Here is a 22195-nt window from a genome sequence, read left to right as displayed (position 1 = left end):
GTGGTGGCAGCAGCGGCGGGCGCCGAGGCGGTCGCCGGCTCAGGTGTAGAAGGTCTGCTTCTGCGAGTAGAGCCAGGTGCCGGCGGAGCTCTCCCAACGCAGCTGCATGTCGTACAACGCGTCCTCACGGATGCTCAGGTTGCCGGTGCAGTACCACCCGGCCCCACCCGAGTTCGACGCGGAACGGATGGCGCGGTCGGGCTCGGACAGCCCGTAGTGGGAGCCGATCGCCACCTGTCCCCACGCGCCCGAGCCGCCGTAGACGATGACGCAGAGGTTGTCGGTCAGGTCATCCCACGTGGCCTTGACCACGACGGTGCCGTCGGCCTTCTTGAGCACCATCGTCTTGTCGTTGGCGGAAGCCGCACCACTGCTTCCCATGACGATCGCGGCCATCGCGGCCGTGGCCGCGACGCTGCGGGCAAGCGTTCGATTTCGCATGTCCCATCCCCTGGTTCAGGGCCGACGCCCTTGGTCGGCCGCGCTCAAGGCTCACACAGGTGGGTGGGGCCGACAACCGGAGACGCCCGCACCCTCAAGGGAATCGGCGTGGCGAGCCCCGCGGGGGCGCCTCTAGGGTGAGCGCATGGCGACGGTCAGGCAGGTCCAGGTCACGTTCGACTGTGCGGATCCCGAGCGCGTGGCTCGCTTCTGGTGCGAGGTGCTCGGCTACGAGGTGCCGCCACCGCCCGAGGGTTTCGCCTCGTGGGACGAGTTCGACCGGTCGCTGCCGTCGGAGCGTCAGGGTTCGGCGTTCGCCTGCTCCGACCCGACGGGGGTGGGTCCGCGCCTGTTCTTCCAGCGCGTCCCCGAGGGCAAGGTCGTCAAGAACCGGGTCCACCTCGACGTCCGGGTCGGCACGGGGCTCGTCGGTGACGAGCGCCTGGCGGCCCTCGAGTCCGAGTGCGCACGGCTCGTCGCCCTCGGAGCCACCCGGGGGACGCTGCTGCGCGCCGACGGCTTCAACGAGTCGTGCCAGGTGATGCAGGACGTCGAGGGCAACGAGTTCTGCCTGGACTGAGCGCGACACGGCCACCCTGCCCGTCCACACGAACGGCGGGTGGCCGGATCGACGCCAGCTCTCAGTCGTCGGCCAGGGCGGCGAAGGTCTGCTTGGTCCCGGTGTACCAGGCCATCGACTTCTTCGGGTGCCGCCACCGGGCCTTCATCGCCTGACGGGCCTCATCGTGGGTGGCGTCGCCCGACTTCTCCGCCTCCTTGAGGTGGCGGTCCTGGGCCTTGATGATCTCGTCGGCGGTGTCGGCCTGGTGGGCGAGGTCGCACGGTCCGCCGAGGTCTCGGCAGGTCATCGTCTTCATGGTCGTCTCCTTCTCGCGGGGGTGTCTCGCTCTACTGACGAGCGGGACGCGGCAGATGTGACAGTCCGCGATCGCTCAGCGCGCCGGCTCCATCCGCCGGATGTCGGTCCACCCGGTCCACCCGCGCTCCTCGAGCAGCTCGAGCAGCCGGGCGGCGCAGGCGAACGACTCGAGGAACGCCGCGTCGAGCAGGGCGATGAGGTCGTCGCTCACGGGGTGCACGTCCTCGATGCCCTCGGCCTCGGCGGACGCCGCCTCGATGAAGGCGGCCACCCGGTCGGCGAGCGCGGGCAGCCGGGGGTCGTCAGGGGCGCAGTCGACGAGGTCGCCGATGTCGAGGTAGAGCCGGCGCAGCACCTCGTGCTCGATCTGGCTCTGCTTGATCTCCATGAAGGCCGCGACCTCGTCGGGCATCTGCGCCGCGATGAGGATCCAGCTGTCGCGCTCGACCTCGATGAGCCGCTCGGGGAAGCCGAGCTCGCGCATCCGGTCGACGTAGGCGACGACCTCGGGCGGCAGGGCCAGGCTGTCTCCGGCCGCGAGCTTGGCGATGCGCTCACGATGCCGCTGCAGCTCGCGGATCTCGGTGCGCAGGCGGCGGTCGATCTGCTCGACCGCCGCTGCGAACTCCTCGTCGCCGGCGTCGAGGAGCTCGTGGACGCGGGACAGGGGGACCCCGGCGTCGGCGAGGGTGCGGATCCGCACGAGCTGGACCACCGCCGCCGCGTCGTAGCGCCGGTAGCCCGAGTGGTCGCGCTCGGGCTCGGGCAGCAAACCCTTGGCGTGGTAGTGCCGGACGGTGCGCACGGTGACGCCGGCGTACGCCGCGAGCTGGCTGATGGTCAGCATGGCCCTATTCTGCGACCTTCGAGGTGACCTTCGACGCGACCGCGCGGTTCAGCTCGGACCGCCACGTGTCGGCATACGTCGTGACGCCGCTCAGGCGCTCGTCGCAGAAGGCGGCGACGTCGCGGCCGGTGACGTCGAGGACGCGCCGCCCCTCGCGAGCACTGGTCTCGAAGAGCTCGAGGACGTCGCGCAGGACCGCGACGACGTCCATGCCGTCGCCCGAGGTGAAGCGCCACATGTACGACTTCATCTCGCCGTAGACGACCCGGTAGTCGTGGGGCAACGCGTGCGCCCGCGCCTCCATGGCCTTCCACTCCTTCTTGTCGCCGATGATCTTGCTCAGCAGGTTGTTCATGAGGGTCTCCTTCACGAGGTGGATGGCGTATGCCGGGTCAGGCGAGCTTGCTGCGGTAGGTGCGCATCGCGAGCGCGTAGGCGACGAGGAGGAGCCCGACGCACCAGGCGAGGGCGATCCAGCCGTCGCTGCCGACGGGCTGCTGCTCGAAGAGGCTGCGGATGGTGTTGACGATCGAGGTGACCGGCTGGTGCTCGGCGAACCACTGGACGGGGCCGGGCATGCTCTCGGTCGGCACGAAGGCCGAGCTGACGAAGGGCAGGAAGATCAGTGGGTAGGAGAACCCGCTGACGCCGTCGACGGTCTTGGCCGTGAGGCCCGGGATCACCGCGAGCCAGGTGAGGGCGAGGGTGAACAGCAGCATGATCCCGAGGACCGCGAGCCAGGCGAGCACGCCGGCGCCGGTGCGGAAGCCCATCGCCAGGGCGACGAGGACGACGAGCACGAGCGAGGTCAGGTTGGCCACGACCGAGGTCAGCACGTGCCCCCAGAGGAAGGCCGAGCGGGTGATCGGCATCGACTGGAAGCGCTCGAAGATGCCGCCCGAGACGTCGGTGAACAGGCGGAAGGCCGTGTAGGCGATGCCGGAGGCGACGGTGATGAGCAGGATGCCGGGCAGCAGGTAGTTGACGTAGGAGGCGCCGCCGACGTCGATCGCACCGCCGAAGACGTAGACGAAGAGCAGCAGCATGGCGATCGGCGTGATCGCCGTGGTGATGATGGTGTCGGGGCTGCGCAGGATGTGGCGCAGGGACCGCTTGAGCAGGACGTCGGTGTCGTGGAACACGTAGGTGGTCATCGCTGGGCTCCTTGGTGGGCGGCGTCGTCGTGGCCGACGATCGCGAGGAAGATGTCTTCGAGGGACGGCTGCTTCTCGACGTACTCGACCTTCGCCGGCGGGAGGAGCTGCTTGAGCTCCGCGAGGGTGCCGTCGGCGATGATGCGGCCCTCGTGGAGCACCGCGATCCGGTCGGCGAGGTGCTCGGCCTCGTCGAGGTACTGCGTGGTGAGCAGGACGGTGGTGCCCCGGCCGGCGAGCTCCTGCACCGTCTTCCACACCTCGATGCGCGACTGCGGGTCGAGCCCTGTCGTCGGCTCGTCGAGGAAGAGCACCGGCGGGTCGCCGATGAGGCTCATCGCGATGTCGAGTCGGCGGCGCATGCCGCCCGAGTAGGTCGCGACGCGCTTCCCGCCGGCCTCGGTGAGGCCGAACCGCTCGAGCAGGGAGTCGGCGATCGCTCCCGGGCCGTCGAGACGTCGCAGCTGGGCGACGAGGACGAGGTTCTCGCGTCCGGTGAGGATCTCGTCGACGGCGGCGAACTGCCCCGTGAGGCTGATCGCCGCGCGGACCTGGTCGGGCTCGGTGGCGACGTCGTGGCCGTCGACGGCGGCGGTCCCGCCGTCGGCCTTGAGCAGGGTCGAGAGGATCTTGACTGCAGTGGTCTTGCCGGCGCCGTTGGAGCCGAGCAAGGCGAAGATGGTGCCCGCGGGGACGCTGAGGTCGACTCCCTTGAGCACTGCGTGGTCGCCGTAGGACTTGGTGAGCCCGACGATCTCGATGGCTGTTTTCGTGGTCATGTGGACAGCGTGCAACCCTGACGCTGCGTCAAGGTCAAGCGCTGATCGCGACCGACTTTCGAGTGCGCCCGCGACCCGTCAGCGGGCGCTGGCGAGAAGACGTCGCCGAAGGGCCAGCAGCCGCGTCGCGACGTCGGTCTCCACCCGCGCCGGGTCGGTGACCCAGTCCATGAGGGCGCGGTCGTCCCGCGTCACCCCGGACCGCTCGTCGGCGATCGCTGCCGCCATGAGGGCGCCGGTGCGCGGCACCGGCAGGTCCTGGCGGAGCGCCTCGTCGGCCCAGTCGTCTGCCGAGCGGATCAGCTCGTCGTCGACGTGTCGGCGTCGGGCCACCGCCAACACGTCCGCCGCCGCGGGGAGCGACCCCACCGCGGCCGGATCGGCCACGGAGCGCACCTCGGACACGAGGGCGTCGAGGTGGATCTCGAGCAGCCAGGTCGGCATCCCCCGTGCGGCGAGCACGCGCGAGAGCCACTGGACCTGGTGCACGGCGCGGCTCTCGGCCAGCGCGGCGAGCGAGATGAGCCACGCGGAGTCCGTCGTGGCGAAGCGGGAGCCGCGCTCGCCGTAGCGGATGCCGTAGTAGGGCATCGTGTCGATCGAGCCCTGCGCGGCCCGGACGGCGGCACGCAGCAGGGTCGCGTCCGTCGTGATCTCGTAGCCGCCGGAGGCCGGGTTGACGACGCCGGCGTCGATGGACTGGCCCGTGCTGCGGCGGATGAGTCCGGCCACGACGTGACGGGTCGCCTCGGCGACGAGGGTGGCGACGCGCTCGGGGTCCGCGCCCGGCACGCGCCGCCCCGCGAGCGCTGCGTGCAGCACCTGCACGTCGGTGGATCCCGTTGCGACGACGAGGCGCTCGATCCCGACGACCGCGGCGAGGACCGCCGGGTCCTCGAGCGGGCCGGTCACCTTCCGGTCGGCGTGGTCGAGGAGGATCCGGTGCGCGTGCTCGCCGTCGACGTGCTGTGTCACGCATCCAATCCTTGTGCATGGCTCCACCGTTCGAGTGGCGAACGCCCGACTTAGGAGGACGGGAATGCTCGACGGCGGGCGCGCGTTGACGCCAGCGGCGGCATACCCATGGGGGGTATGCCGGGTGACGGGCCCCGCGGGGTCCCGTGGCCCCCGGACCGGAAGGACGACCATGAACGAGGCGGCGACGTCAGCGCACGAGCACCACGACGCCCACGAGCACCCTGGTGCCCAGGACGCGACTGCGGGCCCGGGTGGCGGGCTGGCCTCCATGGCGGCGGGCGCCACGCTGCACTGCCTCACCGGCTGTGCCGTCGGCGAGATCCTCGGCCTCATGATCGGCACCGCCGTCGGGCTCGCCGCCGGCGCGACCATCGCCCTCTCCGTGGCCCTCGCCTTCTTCTTCGGCTACGCGCTCTCGAGCCTCCCCCTGCTGCGCAGCGGCCTGTCGCTGCGCGCCGCGCTCGCGCTCGTCCTGGCCGCCGACACCGTCTCGATCCTCACCATGGAGGTCGTCGACAACCTCGTCATGGCCGTGATCCCCGGCGCCATGGATGCCGGCCTCGTCAACGCCGTCTTCTGGGTCGGTATGTCGATCTCGCTCGTCGCGGCGTTCGCCGCGGCTTATCCGGTCAACCGACAGCTCCTCTCGCGGGGGAAGGGCCACGCCCTGACCCACGCGCACCACGGGGCGAGCGGGGCGGTCACCGGTTGGCGCCGGTTCATCCCCGACCTGCCCGCTCCGGCGCTGGCAGCGGCCATCGCTGCGTTCATGCTCGGCGGGCTCGTCGTCGCGGTCGCCGACGGCCTGGCGTGACGCGCCTCTCGTCGGGGATCCGACCGTCGCTCGGTGCGCCCATGATAGAAGTTAGGCATGCCGAACTTCGAGACCAGGCGGCTCGTCACCGGGACGCTCACGACGATCCTCTTCGTCGGTTGCTTCGTGCTGCTGGCCCGGCTGCTCACGTAGTCTCTGGCGGTGGCCAGGACCGAGAACCGCACCGCCGTCGAGGACTACCTCAAGGTCATCTTCTCCCTGGGTGAGTGGCAGGACGAGACGGTGAGCAACGCGGCCGTCGCCGCCCGGCTCGGGGTCTCGACGTCGTCGGTCTCGGAGATGGCGCGCAAGCTCGCCGACGGCGGGCTCGTCGCCCACAAGCGCTACGGCGGGATGCGGCTGACCGACGAGGGTCTCGAGCAGGCGCTGCGGATGGTGCGCCGTCACCGCCTCGTCGAGACCTTCCTCGTCCGGTCCCTGGGCTACTCCTGGGACGAGGTGCACGACGACGCCGAAGTGCTCGAGCACGCCGTCTCGACGCTCATGGTCGACCGGATGGACGACCAGCTCGGCCGCCCGTGGCGCGATCCGCACGGTGACCCGATCCCCACGCCGGACGGCGTGCTGCACCAGCCGACCGCCGAGCCGTTCGCGACGAGCCCCGCGGGGGAGCGCCGCTTCGTCGCTCGCATCGACGACGACGACCCGGCGCTGCTCCGCTGGTTCGCCGAGACCGGAATCGCCGTCGACGCCGAGGTCGTCGTCCGGGAGCGCAAGCCCTTCGGCGGCGCGACCCGGGTCGAGGTCACCCCACCCGGCGAGCCGGCAGAGGTGTCCCACGAGGTCGAGCTCGGCGACCAGGCCGTCGCCGCCCTCCTCGTCAGCTTCGAACCGGCCTCGCCGGATCCGTTGAACGACAAGGGATGTCACTACGTCGGCTGTCGGCACATCGGCGTCCCAAGGGTTTCCGAGAAGAATCGCTAGGCGCACCGAGACGTTGCACGACGCGTGGCGTTCGGCCTACGGTCGGCGCATCGAAAGGGAGTAGTCCCCAACGACCGCATCGACATACTGGCTCCGGCCCGGTGCGGTCGGCCCTGATCGCGACGCCAGCACGGCAGGCGCGGACCCGCGGCGGACGAGACTTTCGACCTCGTGCCGACCCACCGACGGGCGCGCCAGGTCGAGGCTCCCTGCGGTGCCTCGTGGCTGCGCCGAGGAGACCGATCCGATGTCCGCGTTCCTGCTGAGTGCAGCAGTCATCTTCGTCGCCGAGCTCGGCGACAAGAGCCAGCTCATGGCGATGACCTTCGCCACCCGCTTCAAGATGCTCCACGTCCTCGCCGGCATCACGATCGCGACGGCCGTCGTCCACCTCGGCTCCGTCGCCATCGGCGCCGCCATCGGCGACAACCTCCCGCGCGACGCCATCTCGATCACCGCCGGGGTCGCCTTCCTCTTCTTCGCCGCCTGGACGCTGCGCGGCGACTCCCTCTCCGACGAGGAGGCCGCCGTCGCTCGGACGACGAGGCGCACGGCGATCATCGCCGTCACCGTCGCCTTCTTCCTCGCCGAGCTCGGCGACAAGACGATGCTCGCCACGATCACCCTGGCGACCCAGCACGGGTGGTTCGGCACCTGGCTGGGCAGCACCGTGGGCATGGTCGCCGCGGACGCCCTCGCCATCGTCGTCGGCGCCACCCTCGGCAAGCGTCTGCCCGAGCGCGTCATCACGTGGGGCGCAGCCGCGGCCTTCGTCGTCTTCGGTGTCCTGCTCATCGTCGAGGGAGTCCACTGACCGGAGGTCTCGGGACGCGGATCGTCCGGGACCGGTTCTAGGCTTCCTCTGGCGCCAGCGACCACGAGCCAAGGAGACCGGGATGAGCGACGTGACCTACGACGACCAGCAGGGCGCCCGCTTCGAGAGAGTGCGGCTGACCGGGGCGACCTTCGAGGACGTCTACCTCGACGGAGCCCGGCTGCACGACGTCGACCTGCGGGGTGCCTCCCTGCGGATGGTGGACCTGCGTGGCCTGCGGGCGCGTGACGTCTGGCTCGAGGACGTCGACATCACCGGCGACGTCGAGAACCTCGTCATCAACGGGGTCGACGTCGCGCCGCTCATCGAGGCCGAGCTCGACCGCCGTGACCCCGACCGGCCCAAGATGCGGCCGACAGACGCTGCCGGCTATCGCGAGGGCTGGGACGTCGTCGAGCGACTCTGGGCCGGCACGGTCGAGCGGGCGCGCACCTTCACGCCCGAGCAGCTGCACGAGCGGGTCGACGGCGAGTGGTCGTTCATCGAGACCCAGCGCCACCTCGTCTTCGCCACCGACGCGTGGGTGTGCCGAGCGCTCCTCGGCGACCCGGAGCCCTGGGACGCCCTCGACCTGCCGCACGACGACATGCCGGACAGTCCGCCCGTGCCGCGCGACCGTGCTGCGCGCCCGACGCTCGACGAGGTCCTCGCCCTGCGGGCCGACCGGATGGCGACGGTGCGTCGCGTCGTCGACGGCCTCACCGACGACGACCTCGCCCGCACGACCGAGCCCGTCACGGCCGCCGGCTATCCCGAGCCGGAGCCGTACGCCGTGACCCGGATCCTGCGCACCATCCTCAACGAGGAGTGGCAGCACCGCCTCTACGCCGAGCGCGACCTCGACACGCTCGCTGCCCGCGAGGACTCCGGAGTCGACGCCGGAGTCGACGCCGCAGTCGACGCCGGAGTCGACGCAGGAGCTGTCGCGCGCTGACGCGCCGACCGGTGCTGACCCCGCGCTCGGCGGGCTCACAGCCGGCTCCCGGCCGTTTCCCACCCGCGGCTCCTACGGTGCCCCATCACCATGCGTGCCCGGGCGCCGGAAGTCGCCGGTGCCGCCGACACCAGGAGGTTCCCGTGGCAGATCTCGGGTGGCCGGAGCTCAGCATCATCGCCCTCGCCGTCGTGCTCCTCTTCGGCTGGAAGCGGATGCCCGACATGGCCCGCAGCCTCGGACGGTCAGCACGCATCTTCAAGTCCGAGGTCGACCAGATGCGGTCGGAGCCCGACGCCACCGCCGGCCCCGCCGGGAGCACCACCGCCGGACCCGCCGACGGGACCCTCTCGGCGGCTGACGACCGCGTGGCGGCTGCCGACGCCGAGGTGGCCCGGCTGCGCGCCGAGCTCGAGACGCGAAGGCACGCGAGCGGCTCGCACTAGTCTGCGACGGTGACGAGCGACCCCTCCACCCCGGGACCCGACGCCGAGCCCGAGAACCCGTCAGCCGCCGAGCGCCCCGCACCGCCAGCAGCGGTGGCGCTCCTCGTGGCCGACGCGGGTGCGGAGCCCCTGGACGAGCAGGTCCCCGCAGGGGTGGAGGTGCTCGCCGGTGTGCCGACCGCGGCCGTCACGTCTCTCGCCGAGGTCGCGGGTGCCGAGGTCGGCGTCTGGGAGATGACCCCGGGCACGGTCACCGACGTCGAGGCCGACGAGGTCTTCGTCGTGCTCTCCGGCCGCGCCACCCTCGGGGTGGAGGGCGGTGCGACGCTCGAGCTCGGACCCGGTTCCGTCGTGCGGTTGCCCGAGGGCGCTCGGACGACGTGGACGGTCACCGAGACGCTCCGCAAGGTCTACGTGACGCCCCGGGGCTGACGGCATACGCCATCGGGCCTGACCGCACACGCCCGCTCCGTCAGGCGACGGTGTGGATCGGGTCGCTCGGCAGCTTGCGCACCTTGGCGCGGCGGCGCCGGCGCTCCGGGATCATCGAGCGCATCTCCTCGAGGCGGCCGAAGCACAGCAGCCGGTCCTCGGCCTCGAGCACGACGCGGCGGCGCGGGTTGGGGATGACGCTCGTGCCCCGGTGCAGCGTGAGCACCTGGAGGTCGCGCTCCTCGAGGCCGGAGTCGCCGATCGTCTTGCCGATGATGTCGGCGCCGGCGTGGACGACGAGCTCCGCGACGCCGTAGCCCGTCGACACGGTGAGGCGCTGGCGCACGTCGATCTCGGGGAAGGCGACCTGGCCGGCGATGTGGTCGATGATGGCGCCGGCGACGTCGAGCTTCGTCGCGGCCTCGATGCCCTCGAGGCCGGGGGAGGAGTTGACCTCCATGACGAGCGGCCCGTCGTTGCCCTCGAGCATGTCGACGCCGGCGACGCGCAGGCCCATGATCTGGGCCGAGCGCACGGCGGCCTGCTCGTACTCCGGCGTCAGCTCGACCGCCTCGACGGTGCCACCGCGGTGGACGTTGGAGCGGAACTCGTCGCCGCTGGCCCGTCGCCGCATCGCGGCCACGACGCGGTCGCCGACGACGAGGGCGCGGATGTCGCGGCCCCGGCTCTCGGTGACGAAGCTCTGGATGAGGACGTTCTGCTTCGTGCTGTGCAGCGTCTCGATGATCGCCTCCGCGATCTTGATGTCGGGCGCGAGGATGACGCCGATGCCTTGGGTGCCCTCGAGCAGCTTGATGACGACGGGAGCGCCGCCGACCCGCTCGATGGCCGGCATGACGTCGGCGCGGTTGCGCACGAACGTCGTTGCGGGCATGCCGATCTGGTGGCGCGAGAGGATCTGCGCGGCACGGAGCTTGTCGCGGGCGTTGGAGATGCCGTTGGCCGTGTTGGGCGTGTAGACGTCCATCTGCTCGAACTGCCGCACGACGGCCGTGCCGAAGTACGTGATCGAGTTGCCGATGCGCGGCAGCACCGCGTCGTAGTCGGAGATCGGGCGTCCGCGGAACTGGAGGTCCGGCTCGGGGCCCGACAGGTCGATGGCGAAGCGGAGCGTGTTGAGCACCCGCACCTGGTGCCCGCGGTCCAGCGCTGCGGTGCGCAGGCGCTGCGTCGAGTAGGCACGCGGCGCGCGGGAGAGGATCGCGAGTTTCATGCAGGGTCCTGCCAAGATGGGCGGGTGTCTGGGCCGGCCTATTCAAGCACTCCCGTCGGGTGGAGGGAGTGGGTCGGTATGCCCGGAATCGACCTGCCGTGGCTCAAGGCCAAGATCGACACGGGCGCTCGCACGTCGTCGCTGCACGCCGAGGAGATCGAGGAGTTCGACCGGGACGGGCAGCCCTGGGTGCGCTTCACCGTGCACCCCTGGCAGGACGCCGACGACGACGGCCGCACCATCGAGTGCCCGGTCCACGACCGCCGCAGCGTGCGCAGCTCGTCGGGCCACGTGACGAAGCGCTACGTCGTGCGCCTCGACCTCTCGCTCGCCGGGCGCACGGTGCCGGCCGAGGTGACGCTGAGCAAGCGCGATCGGATGGGTTTCCGGATGCTCGTCGGCCGCGAGGCCCTGCGCCAGGGCTACGTCGTCGACCCGTCGCGCTCGTATGCCGGCGGCAGGCCCCCCAAGGACGTCCGCCGCCGCAACCGCGGTCGCTGAGCCCCGGGGGCTAGCGCCGGCCGGAGGGTGCGGGCTCGGCCGTCGTGACCTACGAGCGCCGCTTCGCCTTGGCCTTCGACCGTGTCCGGTCGAGCAGTCGGCTGCCGCCGCGGAGGCCGCGGCTGATGGTGCTCGGGCCGTTGCGCTTCTCGAGCGCGACTCCGAGCCGGCCGAGGACGAGGCTGGCCACAGGAGCCACGAGCACGGTGATGAGCCACAGCCGGGCGCGGCGGGAGAAGAGAGCCCACATGGGGGAAGGTCCTTTCGACGGGGCGAGTCGTCTGACGTCGCCCTCCCCCCATGCCCGATGGGCCCGCATCCCTGACACGCGGACGCGACCTCCGGCGCTGCGGACCCCGGCCGTGTCGACCAGCCCGGAGGCCGGGTTGCCACTGATGACGTATGCCGCCGCGCCAGGTCCGGGGGCTCGCCGGGTCAGTGACCGGCCGAGAGGTGACCGGCAACCCGCGGTGCCCGTCGCGCGGCGCGGACGACGGCTGTCCCGAGCAGTAGGGCCGCTGCTGCGCCGAAGGGTGCCCCGGGGCCGTATGCCGTCCCGAGCGTCGTGAGGATCGCCGGCGCGACGGACGTGGCGAGACCCCACGTCAGTCCCAGCACGGCGAGGTAGGTGCCGCGGGCGCCGTCGGGAGCGAGGGTGCCGGCGCGGGCCATCGTCGTCGCGATGACGAGCAGCCCGCCGACGTCGAAGGCGACGAGGCCGGCGGCGAGGGTCACCGGGTGGCCGGCGAGGGCGATCGTCGCGAGCCCCGCCGACGCGACCACCTCGCCGACGAGGAGGACCCCCGCGTCGTCGGTCCGGTGACGGAGTGCAGCCGCGAGCCAGGCGCCCGGGACGCTGGCCGCAGCGCCCGCGGCGAGGACCCAGCCGGTGACGGCCGGCGACAGGCCCCGCTGCTCGACGAGGAGCGGCACGCCGAAGACGACGACCATCGTCACCGTCGCCGCGACCGTCCCGAAGGCGACGACGGGGCGCAGGCGGCGGTCCGTCAGGGCAGCGACCCAGCGCGCGCGGGCCGGGGTCGAGCGCGCGTCGGCCGAGACGTCGTGGCGTGGCAGGGTGCCCACCCGACGGCCGTCCTGCTCGAGGGGGCGGTTCGTCGTGGGTGTCGTGGCGCGGGGGATGCGGTGTGCCACGAGGGTTGCGCACGCGAGGCAGGTGGCGGCGTCGACGACGAAGAGCCAGCGCAGGCCGAGACCCGACACGGCTGCTGCGACGACACCGGCGAGGACGCCTGCGACGGCCAGTGAGGCGTTGAGCGCCGAGTAGGCGTAGGCGCGGGAGTGCTCGGGCACGAGGTCGGAGACGAGCGCCTGCGTCGGTGGCTCGACGACCTCGTAGGCGAGCCCGAGGAGGACGGCACCGAGGAGCGCCCAGGCGAGGGTCGGCGCGCCGGCGATGACGAGCTGTGCCGCGGCGCAGGCGACGAGGCCGAGGAGCATCGTCGGCCGGTGGCCCCACGCGTCGGTGAGGTGACCACCGAGGATGCGCGAGGGGATCGTCGCGACCCCGAAGCAGGTGAGCGCGAGGGCCGTCTCGGCAGGTCCCGCACCCAGCTCGCGGACGAGGAGCACGCCGAGGAAGGCCATCGAGTAGCCGCCGAGTCGGTTGACGCAGCGGGCTGCGATGAGCACCCGCAGCCGGGGCGGCAGGGAGGTCGTGCGCGGTGGTCGGTCCACGGCGGCTCCTGACTGTCGAACTAGACTTTGGTGGTCACGAGGCTACGAAGGGAACGGTGACTGGTCAAATGCGTTTCGACAGTCATGTCGAGCGACTGCTCGACGCGACGGTGGCCCTCGTCAACCTTGCGAGCCCCGGAGAGGCGCACGGGGCGGCCTACGACCCCCCGGTGGGGGCGGACCTCGTCCGCGGCGTGGCCGACGCGACGTCCTCGCCCGACCGGCGCTCGCGGCCGACGGCCGTGAATGCGCGGGGGCTGCTCGAGGTCGTGCCTCAAGCGCGTGTCGTCTTCGAGGCCGCGGACCGTGACGACCTCGCGGCGGCGGCCGCCGTCGTCAACGACCTGCTCGCATCGACGGCCGCGCGGCCGCGGCTCGACCCCGACGAGGAAGGCCGGCACCAGCTGCACTTCCACGGCCCCGACGACGGCTACGTCCGGGGCTGGCAGGCCGGGATCGCCTCGGGCCTGGCCGTGGCCATCGGCAGCGACCTCGGCGGACGGCTCGGCGTGTGCGACGCGCCCGTCTGCGACCGCGTCTACGTCGACGGGTCGAAGAACGGCACACGCCGCTACTGCTCTGCCCGGTGCCAGAGTCGCGTCAAGGCCGCCGCTCACCGCGCCCGCACCCGCTGACCCCACGATCCCCCGGACCCACGCGACGGGGGGTGGGGCTCTCAGGTGGCGGCGGCGTCGTGGGCGGCCCAGAGGCGGGCCTCGGCGTCGGCGTCCATCGGGCCACCACCGCGGTTCGTCGGCCGCTCCGGCAGGCCCTCGCGCAGCAGCCAGGCCCACGTGTCGGCGACCGTCTCGGGCATCGGCCGGCAGTGCAGCCCCGCCGCCCGGGCGGCAGAGGTGTCGAGGGCGTGCAGGCCCGCGAGCTCGCCCGTCGGCGGGACCCAGATCGGCAGCTCGGTCCACGGCTGCACCCCGGCCGCCTCGACGGCAGCGGGGTCGAGCCAGACGAGCTCGGCGTCACTCCCCGTCACGGTGCGCACCTCGTCGAGCAGCGCCCCGATCGTCGTGTGACCCGGCTCGCTCACCATGTTGAAGGTGCCGACCGGCCGTGACCCGAGAACCCAGTCCGCGATGTCCCGGCAGTCGACGTACTGCAGCGGCCGCTCGTGGGGTCCCGGCGCGGGCACGCGCCCGCCCGCCGCGATCCGCTTGAGCCAGAAGGGCATCCGGCCGACCATCTCGTAGGGCCCGAGGATCAGGCCCGCCCGGGCGATGGCCACGTCACCGCCGAACTCCGCCAGGGCGGCGAGCTCGCCGCCCCGCTTGGCCGCGGCGTAGTCGGAGGCGTCCGTCGAGGCCGGGTCGCCCTCCACGACGGGCGCGCCCTCGTCGGATCCCACGGCGATGGGCCACGTGTAGACCGAGCACGACGAGATGTAGGTGTAGTGCCCTGCGCGACCGCGGAGCAGCCGCGCCGACGTCTGCACGGCGACGGGCTCGGCCGACCACGTGTCGACGACGGCATCCCACTCGTCGTCCCCGAGCGCCGTGCGAAGTGCGCCGGGGTCGAGGCGGTCGGCGTGGCGCGCCTCGGCGCCCTCGACGGCGGTGCCGGTGAGGCCCCGGGTCACCGTCGTGACGTCGTCGCCGCGGGCGAGGGCAGCCTCGACGAACGCGCGGCCGACGTGGTGGGTGCCTCCGAGCACGAGCAGTCTCATGGGCACGATCCTCGCCTGCGCCGGCCGCCGCGCCAAGGCCCCTTCGCTGTCGACGTAAGACCAGCGCGGGTCCGGATGGGACGTGTGCCTACGCCCAGTCGTCGATGCGCGCCGTCGCCGCGCGACCGTCGGTCAGGTCGGCGACGTGCTGCGAGAAGCGCGGGCACGCGACGATGTCGTGCGCCCTGCACCGCAGTGCGTGCTCGGTCATCTCGCGTGACCGCTCGATCGACCGTGCCCGCTCGTCGAGGTCGCGCAGGTGGGCCTCGAGCACCTCGTGCCGTCCGGCCGCCTCGCCGTCGAGCAGCACGCCGATCTGCTCGAGCGTCATGCCGGCCGCCTTGTTGCGGAGGATGACCGCGACACGGACGAGGTCGCCCCGGCCGTAGCGCCGGTAGCCGGACCCGTCGCGATCGGGCGTGAGCAGCCCGAGCGTCTCCCAGTGGCGCAGCACGTTCGTCGGCAGGTCGAAGCGTGCCGCCAGCTCTCCGACGGTCCAGCTCTCGTCGCGCGCCCTTGCCTTCATGTCGACATGAAGGTACACGCTGGATCGCAACAGGCACAGAGCCGCCCAGCACTCGCCGGATCAATCACCCAGGGAGCCACCATGACCGCCAGCACACACACCGACGTCGCCGTCATCGGCGGAGGCCCCGCCGGGCTCCAGGCCGCACTCACCCTCGGTCGCGTCCACCGCGACGCCGTCCTCTTCGACGACGGCACCTATCGCAACGCCACGGTCAGCCACATGCACAACGTCGTCGCCCACGACGGCACTCCGCCGGCGGAATTCCGCGCCGACGCGCGAAAGCAGCTCACGGCATACGACACCGTGAGCGTGCGGGAGCAGCGCGTCGAGTCGGTCGAGGAGGCTGACGGGCTGTTCCGGGTGTACGTGACCGACGGCACGGCCGTGACGGCGCGGGCCCTCGTCCTCGCCACCGGCGTCCGTGACACCCTCCCGCCCGTGCCCGGGCTGGACGCGTTGTGGGGCGACCTCGTCGCGCACTGCCCCTTCTGTCACGGCCACGAGCTGAGCGGTCAGCGCGTCGGCATCCTCGGGGCGACCATCGCCCCGCACCTGTCGGGCCTGCTCGGACGCATCGCGTCCGAGATCGTCGTGCTCACCGACGGAGACGCCGTGCCCGACGGTCTCCCGGTGGGGACCACCGTGCGCACCGAGCGTGTCGTCTCGGCCGAGCGGCACGACGGGGGCGTACGCGTGGTGCTCGCGGGTGCTGATGGCGAGCCGGTGCCCGCCGGGACGACCGAGCAGGTCGCCGGGCTCTTCGTGAAGCCGGAGCTGAGCCAGTCGGCGCCCTTCGCCGAGCAGCTGGGACTCGAGCTCAACGCGTCCGGCGCCGTGCGGGTCGACGAGTTCGCCCGGTCGAGCCGGGAGCGGGTGCTCTGTGCCGGCGACATGGCGCACCTGCCCGCCTACCCGATGCCGATGGCCTCGGTCGTCGCCGCGGCGGCGTCCGGCCAGCTCGCGGCCTCGGCGGCGATCATGGCCTTGACGGCGCGCTGACCTCTGACAGGGTGGGGGCGTGGGAACCACGCACGACTGGAGCAGGGCTGTCGACACCGACCATCTCGACGAGATCCGCACCAACGCAGGTGCGTTCGCTGCCGGCGGCCCGGTGCGGCTCGTCCTCGAGGTGCTCGCCTACCCCGTCGACGAGGCTGTCGAGGGACGCACGACCCGGATCCGTGTCGTGCTCCACGCCGACGGCTCGGTCTCGGTGGCCGACGACGGCCGCGGCACCGAGACCCGCGTCGACGAGGACGGTGTCGCGCGCGTCAAGCCGATCATGGCGACGAAGGACCTGCGCTTCTACGGCCGCGACGACGCACCGCTGCTGCCCGACGGGTCGCCGCGAGCCGGCATCTCGGTCGTCGCCGCCCTCAGCGAGTGGGTCGTCCACACCAACCGGCGTGCCGAGGGTGGCTGGAGCCAGCGCTTCGAGCACGGCCTGCCACAGGGGGTGCTGGAGGCCGTGCCCGGTCAGGCGCCGCCGGGGACGGTCGTCCAGTTCCGGCCCGACCCGGCGCTCGTCCCTGGCTCCCTCACCGCCGACGAGGTCCGGGCTGCCGCGCAGGCGTACACCGGTGTGGTGCCGATCGAGGTCGTCGCCGAGAGCCTGTGACCGACCTGCCGCGACGGGTGTGGCGGGGCGCTCACTCGAGTGGGGCCTGGCGCTCACTCGAGTGGGGCGGGACCGGGTGGGTGCCGGCGGGGCGGCATACGATGCTGGGATCCCGAGAAGCTCGAAGGAGTGGCCCATGCCGCGCGACCTCGCCCCCGACCTCGTCGAGCGCCTCACGAAGGCGTTCGAGGCCGACCCCACCGCACGAATGCTCCAGAATGCCGTCACGACGACGTCGGTCGACGAGATCGCGCTCGACCGCCGGGTGGTGACGGGCATCGACCACTCGGTCTCGAACCTCCTCGACGACTGGACGGCGACCTCCCAGGAGAAGAGCGGCCGTTGCTGGCTCTTCGCCGGCACCAACCTGCTGCGCGCGAGTGCCCGCGAGAAGCTCAAGGTCAAGGACTTCGAGTTCTCGCAGAACCACCTGCTCTTCTGGGACAAGTTCGAGAAGGCCAACCACTGGCTCGAGTCCGTCATCGCGACGGCCGACCGCGACGTCGACGACCGCACCGTGGCGCACCTGCTCGCCACGCCGGCCGAGGACGGCGGGCAGTGGAACATGTTCGTCGCGCTCGTCGTCAAGCACGGCCTCGTGCCCAAGGTCGCCATGCCCGAGACGAAGAGCTCGAGCAACACCGGTCAGATGAACCGCGACCTCAGCACGATCCTGCGCCAGGCCGCGCGCGACCTGCGGGCCGCGGCAGCCGACGGCGCCGGCGCCGAGGACCTCCAGGACGCCAAGGAGCAGGTGCTCGCGACGGTCCACCGGCTGCTCTGCATCCACCTCGGCACGCCGCCGGAGTCGTTCGTGTGGCAGTGGAAGGACACCGACGGCGGCTTCCACCGCGACGGCACGATGACGCCGCTCGAGTTCGCCGAGCGCTACGTCACGGTGCCGCTCGAGGACTACGTGTGCCTCGTCAACGACCCTCGCGCGAGCAGCCCCTACGGGCACACCTTCACGGTCGAGCACCTCGGCAACGTCGTCGGGGCGCCGCCGGTCACCTACCTCAACGTCGAGCCGGACCTCATGAAGTCCCTTGCGGCACGGGCGATCGTCGGCGGCGAGCCGGTCTGGTTCGGCTGCGACACCGGCCAGATGTCCAACGCCACCCTCGGCCTCTGGGACGCCGGCCTCTTCGACCGCGCCGCGATCTACGGCACCGAGCCGAGTCTCGGCAAGGCCGACCGGCTGCTGCACCACGAGTCGCTCATGACGCACGCCATGCTCTTCACCGGCGTCGACCTGCTCGACGACGTCCCGCGTCGCTGGCGCGTCGAGAACAGCTGGGGCACCGAGAAGGGCGACAAGGGCTTCATGACGATGAACGACTCGTGGTTCGCCGAGTTCGTCTTCGAGGTGGCCGTGCGCCGCGACGCGCTGCCCGCCGAGCTGCAGGAGGCGCTGACCCGCGACCCGATCGTGCTCCCCGCCTGGGACCCGATGGGCGCCCTCGCCGGCTGACTCCCTTCCGCTCCGCGTCGAGCGCGCCGCTGCCGGTCAGGCAGCGGCGCGCTCTGCGTCGGCGGGTGCACGTGATGGACTGGGTGGACCATGCCCCCGAGCTCCCGCGACCCACGTCATGACGACCAGGACCGCACGGCGGCCCTCGCTGCCCAGCTGAGCGCCGTGCACGACGACCTGCGGGCACGGGTGCGCGTCCTCCGTGACGGCCTCGGCCGGGACGGCGCGCCGGCGGTCGGCGCTTCCTCGCCGGTGGCAGGGCTCCTCGCGCACTGCCTCGGCTTCTGCCGCGCGCTCCAGGCCCATCACACCGGTGAGGACGACGGACTCTTCGCCGCGCTTCGGGCCGAGCGCCCCGACCTCGGCCCGATGCTCGACAAGCTCGCCGAGGACCATCACCTCGTCGCCGGCATCCTCACCCGGGTGGCCGTCCTCGCCGAGGAGGCGTCGGAGACATCGGAGGCGTCGGGGGCGCGCCGGACTCGTCTCGCGGGGGAGCTCGACGGGCTCATGGCGATCATGGACTCCCACTTCGCCTTCGAGGAGCGCAGCATCGGCGCCGCGCTCGACGGCCTCGACGACCAATCGTGGGTCGGTGCCGTGCTGACGGTGCGTGGCACGTGATCGCCCGCCCGGCGAGGGCGACCGGCCTGACCTACGCTGCCAGACGATGACGACCTCTGACGCACCCCGCACGACATCGGGCCCGGCGACGGACGCCGACGTGCCGGCATACGTCCGCTCCCTCGGGTTGCCGGGGCTCGCCGACGTCCACGTGCACTTCCTGCCCGACGCCATGCAACGCAAGGTGTGGGCCTACTTCGACGAGGCCGAGAGCCACTACGGCGCGCCGTGGCCGATCACGTACCGCGACGACGAGCCGACGCGTCTCGCGACGCTTCGCGCTCTCGGCCTCCGGGCGATCCCGGCTCTCGTCTACCCGCACAAGCCCGGCATGACGACGTGGCTCAACGAGTGGTGTGCGGACTTCGCCCGGAAGGTGCCCGACGCCGTGCACTGCGCGACGTTCTACCCGGAGCCGGGCGTGGGTGACCAGGTGGCGGCGGCCCTCGACGACGGGGCCCGCCTCTTCAAGATCCACGTCCAGGTCGGGGACTTCACCCCGGACGACGACCGGCTCGACCCGGCGTGGGCGCGGCTCGAGGCCGCCCGCGTGCCCGTCGTCGTCCACGCCGGCTCGGCGCCCATCCGCGGCACCCACACCGGCCCGGGAGCGGTGCGTGAGGTGCTGCGCAGGCACCCCGACCTCGTCCTCGTCGTCGCCCACCTCGGCATGCCGGAGTACCACGAGTTCGCCGACCTCGCAGAGGAGTTCGCCGGCGTCCACCTCGACACGACGATGAGCGGCACGGACTTCACGAACCGTTTCGCGCCCTTCCCGGACGGCTACGTCGACCGTCTCGGCGGGCTGCGCGACCGGGTCGTGCTCGGCTCGGACTTCCCGAGCATCCCCTACCCCTACGCCCACCAGGTCGACGCGCTCGCCCGTCTCGACCTCGGCGACGACTGGATGCGTGCCGTGCTCTGGCACAACGGCGCCCGTCTGCTGGGTCTGCCCACCACGTAGCCGTGGCAAGTCGCACCGGACGTCAGCCCAGGTGCTCGGCGAGGAAGGCCTCGGTGCGGCGGATCGAGGTGTCCCACTGCGGGGACGTCAGCGTGTGCCGCCCGCCGGGATAGATGCGCAGCTCGACATCCTTGCCCTCGGCCTTCAGCGCCGCGACGGACTCGCGCGACCACGACAGCGGGCAGTCCTCGTCGGCGGTCCCGTGGTGGATGAGGAGCGGCTCGGCGATGCGGCCGAAATAGGTGCGCGGGCTGGTCGCCGCCCAGGCCGCCGGCTGCGCCTCGGGAGTGCCCAGGCGGCCGATCACGGCGCGGGCCGCGCCCGAGCGGGAGGCGTCGCGCCGCACCCACTTGTCGAAGTTGTCGACGGTGTCGGAGCTGACCGGCGCGTAGGCCACGGCAGCGCGGAAGAGCCCCGGGCGTACGACCAGGGCGGTGTAGACGACCCCGCCGCCCATGGACCGGCCGATGAGCGCGATGCGGTCGGGGTCGACGACCTGCGCCTTCTTGAGCGCCAGCCCGGCGTTGATGGCATCGACCGCGTAGCCCGCCCGGAGGTTGGCGTCGTTGCGCGGGTCCTTGTCGGACTGCGCGTGGTTGCGGTAGTCGATGTGCAGCGTGACGTAGCCCTGCCGCGCGAGGTGGTCGCGCTCGCGGAGCATGGTCTCGCCGTTCGTGTAGACCGCGGGGTCGACGTAGCCGTGCGCGAGGACGACAGCCGGGAACGGGCCCGTGCCGCGCGGGATGTTGATGCGCCCCGAGATCGTCAGCCCGTTGCTCTCGTAGGTCGCGAAGTACTGCCGGTACGCGTCGGTGCTGCCGCGCTCGCGCCCGAGCCTGAGGTTGCCGCCGTCGTACTGCATCGCGATGAGCGCCGCGATCGACGCCGGATCGGGCGCGGGCTTCGGCGTGCTGGTCGGAGCGGGTGTGGGGGTCTGCTCCGGTGCCGTCGTGGAGGGCGCCGGGGACGGAGCGCTGGACGCGCTGGCGTATGCCGTCGGGCCGGCTCCCGTCGTGCCGCCCCCTCGGTGATCGGTGGGCCCCGTGGTCGAGCAGGCGCCGAGCAGCACCGCGGCGGTGAGGCCGGCGGCGAGGGCTCGTGGGGTGCGCACGTCTCGAGTCTCACCCGTGGGAGGCGGGATTCCCAGCCCGCTCCCAGCCTTCGTGCCCGATCCGAGACCTTCCCGACGGGGTCAGCGGAGCGCGGCGGCGGCCTCGAGGACGGTCCAGGCCTGCAGCTGCGGCGACAGCTCGAGCGGTGGCACCGGTGCGGGTCCGCCCGGCTCGACGGCGAAGACCGACGGGTCACGCCGACCCGCGACCCGGAGGCTGCCGCGACCCGTCCACAGCGCGTCGGCCGTGCCCGTGACGAGCCGCCGTGCGGCCTCCCGCGCCTCCGGGTCGAGGGCCGGGACGTTCGCGGCGAGCGCGAGGTAGCGCACGAGGATCCCGGTGAAGAGGCCGCCGTCGCCGCCGCCGTGCGTCCGTAGCACCCGGGCGCCACCGACCTCGGTCGTCAGCCGCGCGTCCACCGCGGCGACGAGCGCGGCCGCCCGCGCGAGGCTCTGGTCGTCCCCGAGCGTCACGAGCGCGCCGAGCACCGTGCCCTGGTTGTACGACCACACGTCGGGGACGAGCACCTCCTCACCACCCAGGAGCCGGATGCCGTCGAGCACGAGCCCGCTCTCCACCGACCACAGGCGCGCGTAGAGCCAGTCGACGAGCCGGCGGGCCTCGTCCGTGTCGCCGAGACGGGCGAGGTGCAGCGCGGCCGGGCCCGTCGCGGGACTGTTCTTGAAGTCGCGGTCCCGGCTCCAGAAGAGGCCGCCCCCGAGGTCGTCCGTGTGCGCCGACCGCAGCTGCGCCGTGAGGTGGCTGCCGGCCGCGCGGAGGCGTCGGCCACGCGCGGTGCGCCCGATCTCGTCGTGCAGGTCCTGCAGCCGACCGGAGGCCAGCGCGAGCCAGGCCATGTCGTCGTAGAAGTCGTTGACCCAGCGCACCCGGTTGCGCAGCCGGATCGTCGAGAGCAGCCGGTCACCCTGCCGGGCACGGGCCTCCGCGCCTGCCGGGTCACCGGTGCGCAGGGACCGGAGGCCGGCGTCGACGACCGCGTCGAGGTAGTGCGCCTGCCACCAGTAGTGCCACGCCCCGCGGAGGCCGCCGAACGTCCGTGACCCGGGCGGCGCGGGGTGCACGATGCGCGCGAGGTGCGTCAACGGCATACGCCCGAGCCGCCCGGCGAAGAGCGCCGTGACGGACCGCTCGGCCTCGGCGGCGCGCTCGTCGAGGGGCGTCGGGGGAGCGGTCGAGGGGGCGGCGGCGGACACGCTGCGACGCTACCGCGGCCCCCGCCACACCGGTCTGTGGAAGGGTCGGTGGCGGTGTCGAGATCGCGGC

At 72.4% G+C, this 22195-nt stretch carries 28 protein-coding genes; 14 read left to right on the top strand and 14 right to left on the bottom strand.

The window, feature by feature from the left end:
• Positions 1-39: 39 nt before the first annotated feature.
• Positions 40-441 carry a hypothetical protein gene (locus ASE25_RS05025; RefSeq protein ID WP_157623321.1) on the bottom strand — a complete coding sequence of 134 codons (402 nt, stop codon included), beginning with the start codon at positions 439-441 and terminating at the stop codon, positions 40-42.
• A gap of 145 nt (positions 442-586) precedes the next feature.
• Here ASE25_RS05025 and ASE25_RS05020 point away from each other — a divergent pair, with 145 nt between their 5' ends.
• The gene (locus ASE25_RS05020; protein WP_056779556.1) at positions 587-1021 is read left to right on the top strand and encodes a VOC family protein; all 435 of its coding nucleotides are present in this window, start codon (positions 587-589) and stop codon (positions 1019-1021) included.
• A gap of 61 nt (positions 1022-1082) precedes the next feature.
• Here ASE25_RS05020 and ASE25_RS05015 read toward each other — a convergent pair whose 3' ends face one another.
• From ASE25_RS05015 to ASE25_RS04990, 6 genes are all read right to left on the bottom strand, one after another.
• Positions 1083-1319 carry a DUF1059 domain-containing protein gene (locus ASE25_RS05015; RefSeq protein WP_056823246.1) on the bottom strand — a complete coding sequence of 79 codons (237 nt, stop codon included), beginning with the start codon at positions 1317-1319 and terminating at the stop codon, positions 1083-1085.
• 75 nt (positions 1320-1394) lie between these two features.
• Entirely contained in the window at positions 1395-2168 is a 774-nt protein-coding gene (locus ASE25_RS05010) for a MerR family transcriptional regulator (RefSeq protein ID WP_056779550.1), read from the bottom strand.
• A 4-nt stretch (positions 2169-2172) separates the two neighbouring features.
• On the bottom strand, positions 2173-2523 hold the full coding sequence (locus tag ASE25_RS05005; RefSeq protein ID WP_056779547.1) for a DUF1048 domain-containing protein: 351 nt from the start codon (positions 2521-2523) through the stop codon (positions 2173-2175).
• 37 nt (positions 2524-2560) lie between these two features.
• On the bottom strand, positions 2561-3322 hold the full coding sequence (locus ASE25_RS05000) for an ABC transporter permease (RefSeq protein WP_056823244.1): 762 nt from the start codon (positions 3320-3322) through the stop codon (positions 2561-2563).
• Positions 3319-4101: an ABC transporter ATP-binding protein gene (locus ASE25_RS04995; RefSeq protein ID WP_056823242.1), complete on the bottom strand. Its 783-nt coding sequence runs from the start codon at positions 4099-4101 to the stop codon at positions 3319-3321. The genes ASE25_RS05000 and ASE25_RS04995 overlap by 4 nt, the downstream gene beginning before the upstream one ends.
• 78 nt (positions 4102-4179) lie before the next feature.
• Positions 4180-5076, bottom strand: a complete 897-nt coding sequence (locus ASE25_RS04990; RefSeq protein WP_056823241.1) for a hypothetical protein — start codon at positions 5074-5076, stop codon at positions 4180-4182.
• A gap of 172 nt (positions 5077-5248) precedes the next feature.
• Between ASE25_RS04990 and ASE25_RS04985 the strand changes: the two genes are divergently transcribed.
• From ASE25_RS04985 to ASE25_RS04960, 6 genes are all read left to right on the top strand, one after another.
• Positions 5249-5893 (top strand): DUF4396 domain-containing protein, encoded by a 645-nt coding sequence (locus ASE25_RS04985; protein ID WP_200958974.1) that lies wholly within the window; start codon positions 5249-5251, stop codon positions 5891-5893.
• Between the two features lie 162 nt (positions 5894-6055).
• Positions 6056-6838: a metal-dependent transcriptional regulator gene (locus ASE25_RS04980; protein ID WP_056779535.1), complete on the top strand. Its 783-nt coding sequence runs from the start codon at positions 6056-6058 to the stop codon at positions 6836-6838.
• 247 nt (positions 6839-7085) lie between these two features.
• Positions 7086-7652, top strand: a complete 567-nt coding sequence (locus tag ASE25_RS04975; protein WP_056823239.1) for a TMEM165/GDT1 family protein — start codon at positions 7086-7088, stop codon at positions 7650-7652.
• Positions 7653-7734: 82 nt separating this feature from the next.
• Positions 7735-8607, top strand: coding sequence for a DinB family protein (locus ASE25_RS04970; RefSeq protein ID WP_235508543.1), 873 nt, complete (start codon positions 7735-7737; stop codon positions 8605-8607).
• Between the two features lie 143 nt (positions 8608-8750).
• The gene (tatA, locus tag ASE25_RS04965; protein ID WP_056779530.1) at positions 8751-9053 is read left to right on the top strand and encodes a Sec-independent protein translocase subunit TatA; all 303 of its coding nucleotides are present in this window, start codon (positions 8751-8753) and stop codon (positions 9051-9053) included.
• Between the two features lie 9 nt (positions 9054-9062).
• Positions 9063-9485 carry a cupin domain-containing protein gene (locus tag ASE25_RS04960; RefSeq protein WP_157623320.1) on the top strand — a complete coding sequence of 141 codons (423 nt, stop codon included), beginning with the start codon at positions 9063-9065 and terminating at the stop codon, positions 9483-9485.
• Positions 9486-9525: 40 nt separating this feature from the next.
• Here ASE25_RS04960 and ASE25_RS04955 read toward each other — a convergent pair whose 3' ends face one another.
• Positions 9526-10719 (bottom strand): RimK family alpha-L-glutamate ligase, encoded by a 1194-nt coding sequence (locus tag ASE25_RS04955; protein WP_056779527.1) that lies wholly within the window; start codon positions 10717-10719, stop codon positions 9526-9528.
• 24 nt (positions 10720-10743) lie between these two features.
• Here ASE25_RS04955 and ASE25_RS04950 point away from each other — a divergent pair, with 24 nt between their 5' ends.
• Entirely contained in the window at positions 10744-11220 is a 477-nt protein-coding gene (locus ASE25_RS04950) for an ATP-dependent zinc protease (RefSeq protein WP_082619985.1), read from the top strand.
• Between the two features lie 49 nt (positions 11221-11269).
• Here ASE25_RS04950 and ASE25_RS04945 read toward each other — a convergent pair whose 3' ends face one another.
• Both ASE25_RS04945 and ASE25_RS04940 read right to left on the bottom strand, forming a co-directional pair.
• Complete coding sequence (locus ASE25_RS04945) at positions 11270-11470, bottom strand: hypothetical protein (RefSeq protein WP_056823236.1); 201 nt, start codon at positions 11468-11470, stop codon at positions 11270-11272.
• Positions 11471-11655: 185 nt separating this feature from the next.
• The gene (locus ASE25_RS04940) at positions 11656-12918 is read right to left on the bottom strand and encodes an MFS transporter (RefSeq protein WP_056823233.1); all 1263 of its coding nucleotides are present in this window, start codon (positions 12916-12918) and stop codon (positions 11656-11658) included.
• Positions 12919-12986: 68 nt separating this feature from the next.
• Here ASE25_RS04940 and ASE25_RS04935 point away from each other — a divergent pair, with 68 nt between their 5' ends.
• Complete coding sequence (locus ASE25_RS04935; protein WP_056779515.1) at positions 12987-13553, top strand: CGNR zinc finger domain-containing protein; 567 nt, start codon at positions 12987-12989, stop codon at positions 13551-13553.
• A 41-nt stretch (positions 13554-13594) separates the two neighbouring features.
• Here ASE25_RS04935 and ASE25_RS04930 read toward each other — a convergent pair whose 3' ends face one another.
• Entirely contained in the window at positions 13595-14593 is a 999-nt protein-coding gene (locus tag ASE25_RS04930; protein ID WP_056779511.1) for an NAD-dependent epimerase/dehydratase family protein, read from the bottom strand.
• Positions 14594-14681: 88 nt separating this feature from the next.
• Complete coding sequence (locus ASE25_RS04925) at positions 14682-15119, bottom strand: MerR family transcriptional regulator (RefSeq protein ID WP_056823231.1); 438 nt, start codon at positions 15117-15119, stop codon at positions 14682-14684.
• Between the two features lie 81 nt (positions 15120-15200).
• Between ASE25_RS04925 and ASE25_RS04920 the strand changes: the two genes are divergently transcribed.
• From ASE25_RS04920 to ASE25_RS04900, 5 genes are all read left to right on the top strand, one after another.
• A complete protein-coding gene (locus ASE25_RS04920) occupies positions 15201-16121 on the top strand; it encodes an NAD(P)/FAD-dependent oxidoreductase (protein ID WP_056823229.1) in 921 nt (306 codons plus the stop codon).
• Positions 16122-16140: 19 nt separating this feature from the next.
• Complete coding sequence (locus ASE25_RS04915; protein ID WP_056823226.1) at positions 16141-16740, top strand: hypothetical protein; 600 nt, start codon at positions 16141-16143, stop codon at positions 16738-16740.
• Positions 16741-16876: 136 nt separating this feature from the next.
• On the top strand, positions 16877-18211 hold the full coding sequence (locus tag ASE25_RS04910; RefSeq protein WP_056823224.1) for an aminopeptidase C: 1335 nt from the start codon (positions 16877-16879) through the stop codon (positions 18209-18211).
• Between the two features lie 90 nt (positions 18212-18301).
• Positions 18302-18835 carry a hemerythrin domain-containing protein gene (locus ASE25_RS04905; RefSeq protein ID WP_056823222.1) on the top strand — a complete coding sequence of 178 codons (534 nt, stop codon included), beginning with the start codon at positions 18302-18304 and terminating at the stop codon, positions 18833-18835.
• Positions 18836-18881: 46 nt separating this feature from the next.
• Positions 18882-19799, top strand: coding sequence for an amidohydrolase family protein (locus ASE25_RS04900; protein WP_056779498.1), 918 nt, complete (start codon positions 18882-18884; stop codon positions 19797-19799).
• 22 nt (positions 19800-19821) lie between these two features.
• Here ASE25_RS04900 and ASE25_RS04895 read toward each other — a convergent pair whose 3' ends face one another.
• Both ASE25_RS04895 and ASE25_RS04890 read right to left on the bottom strand, forming a co-directional pair.
• Positions 19822-20910, bottom strand: a complete 1089-nt coding sequence (locus ASE25_RS04895; RefSeq protein ID WP_056823220.1) for a S9 family peptidase — start codon at positions 20908-20910, stop codon at positions 19822-19824.
• Between the two features lie 81 nt (positions 20911-20991).
• Complete coding sequence (locus ASE25_RS04890) at positions 20992-22125, bottom strand: glycoside hydrolase family 76 protein (protein ID WP_056823218.1); 1134 nt, start codon at positions 22123-22125, stop codon at positions 20992-20994.
• Between the last annotated feature and the right edge of the window lie 70 nt (positions 22126-22195).

This window comes from Terrabacter sp. Root85, from assembly GCF_001429185.1.
GTDB lineage: Bacteria > Actinomycetota > Actinomycetes > Actinomycetales > Dermatophilaceae > Terrabacter.
The sequence above is the reverse complement of the archived record's forward strand: the minus strand, read 5'-3'. Positions and strand labels throughout refer to the sequence as shown.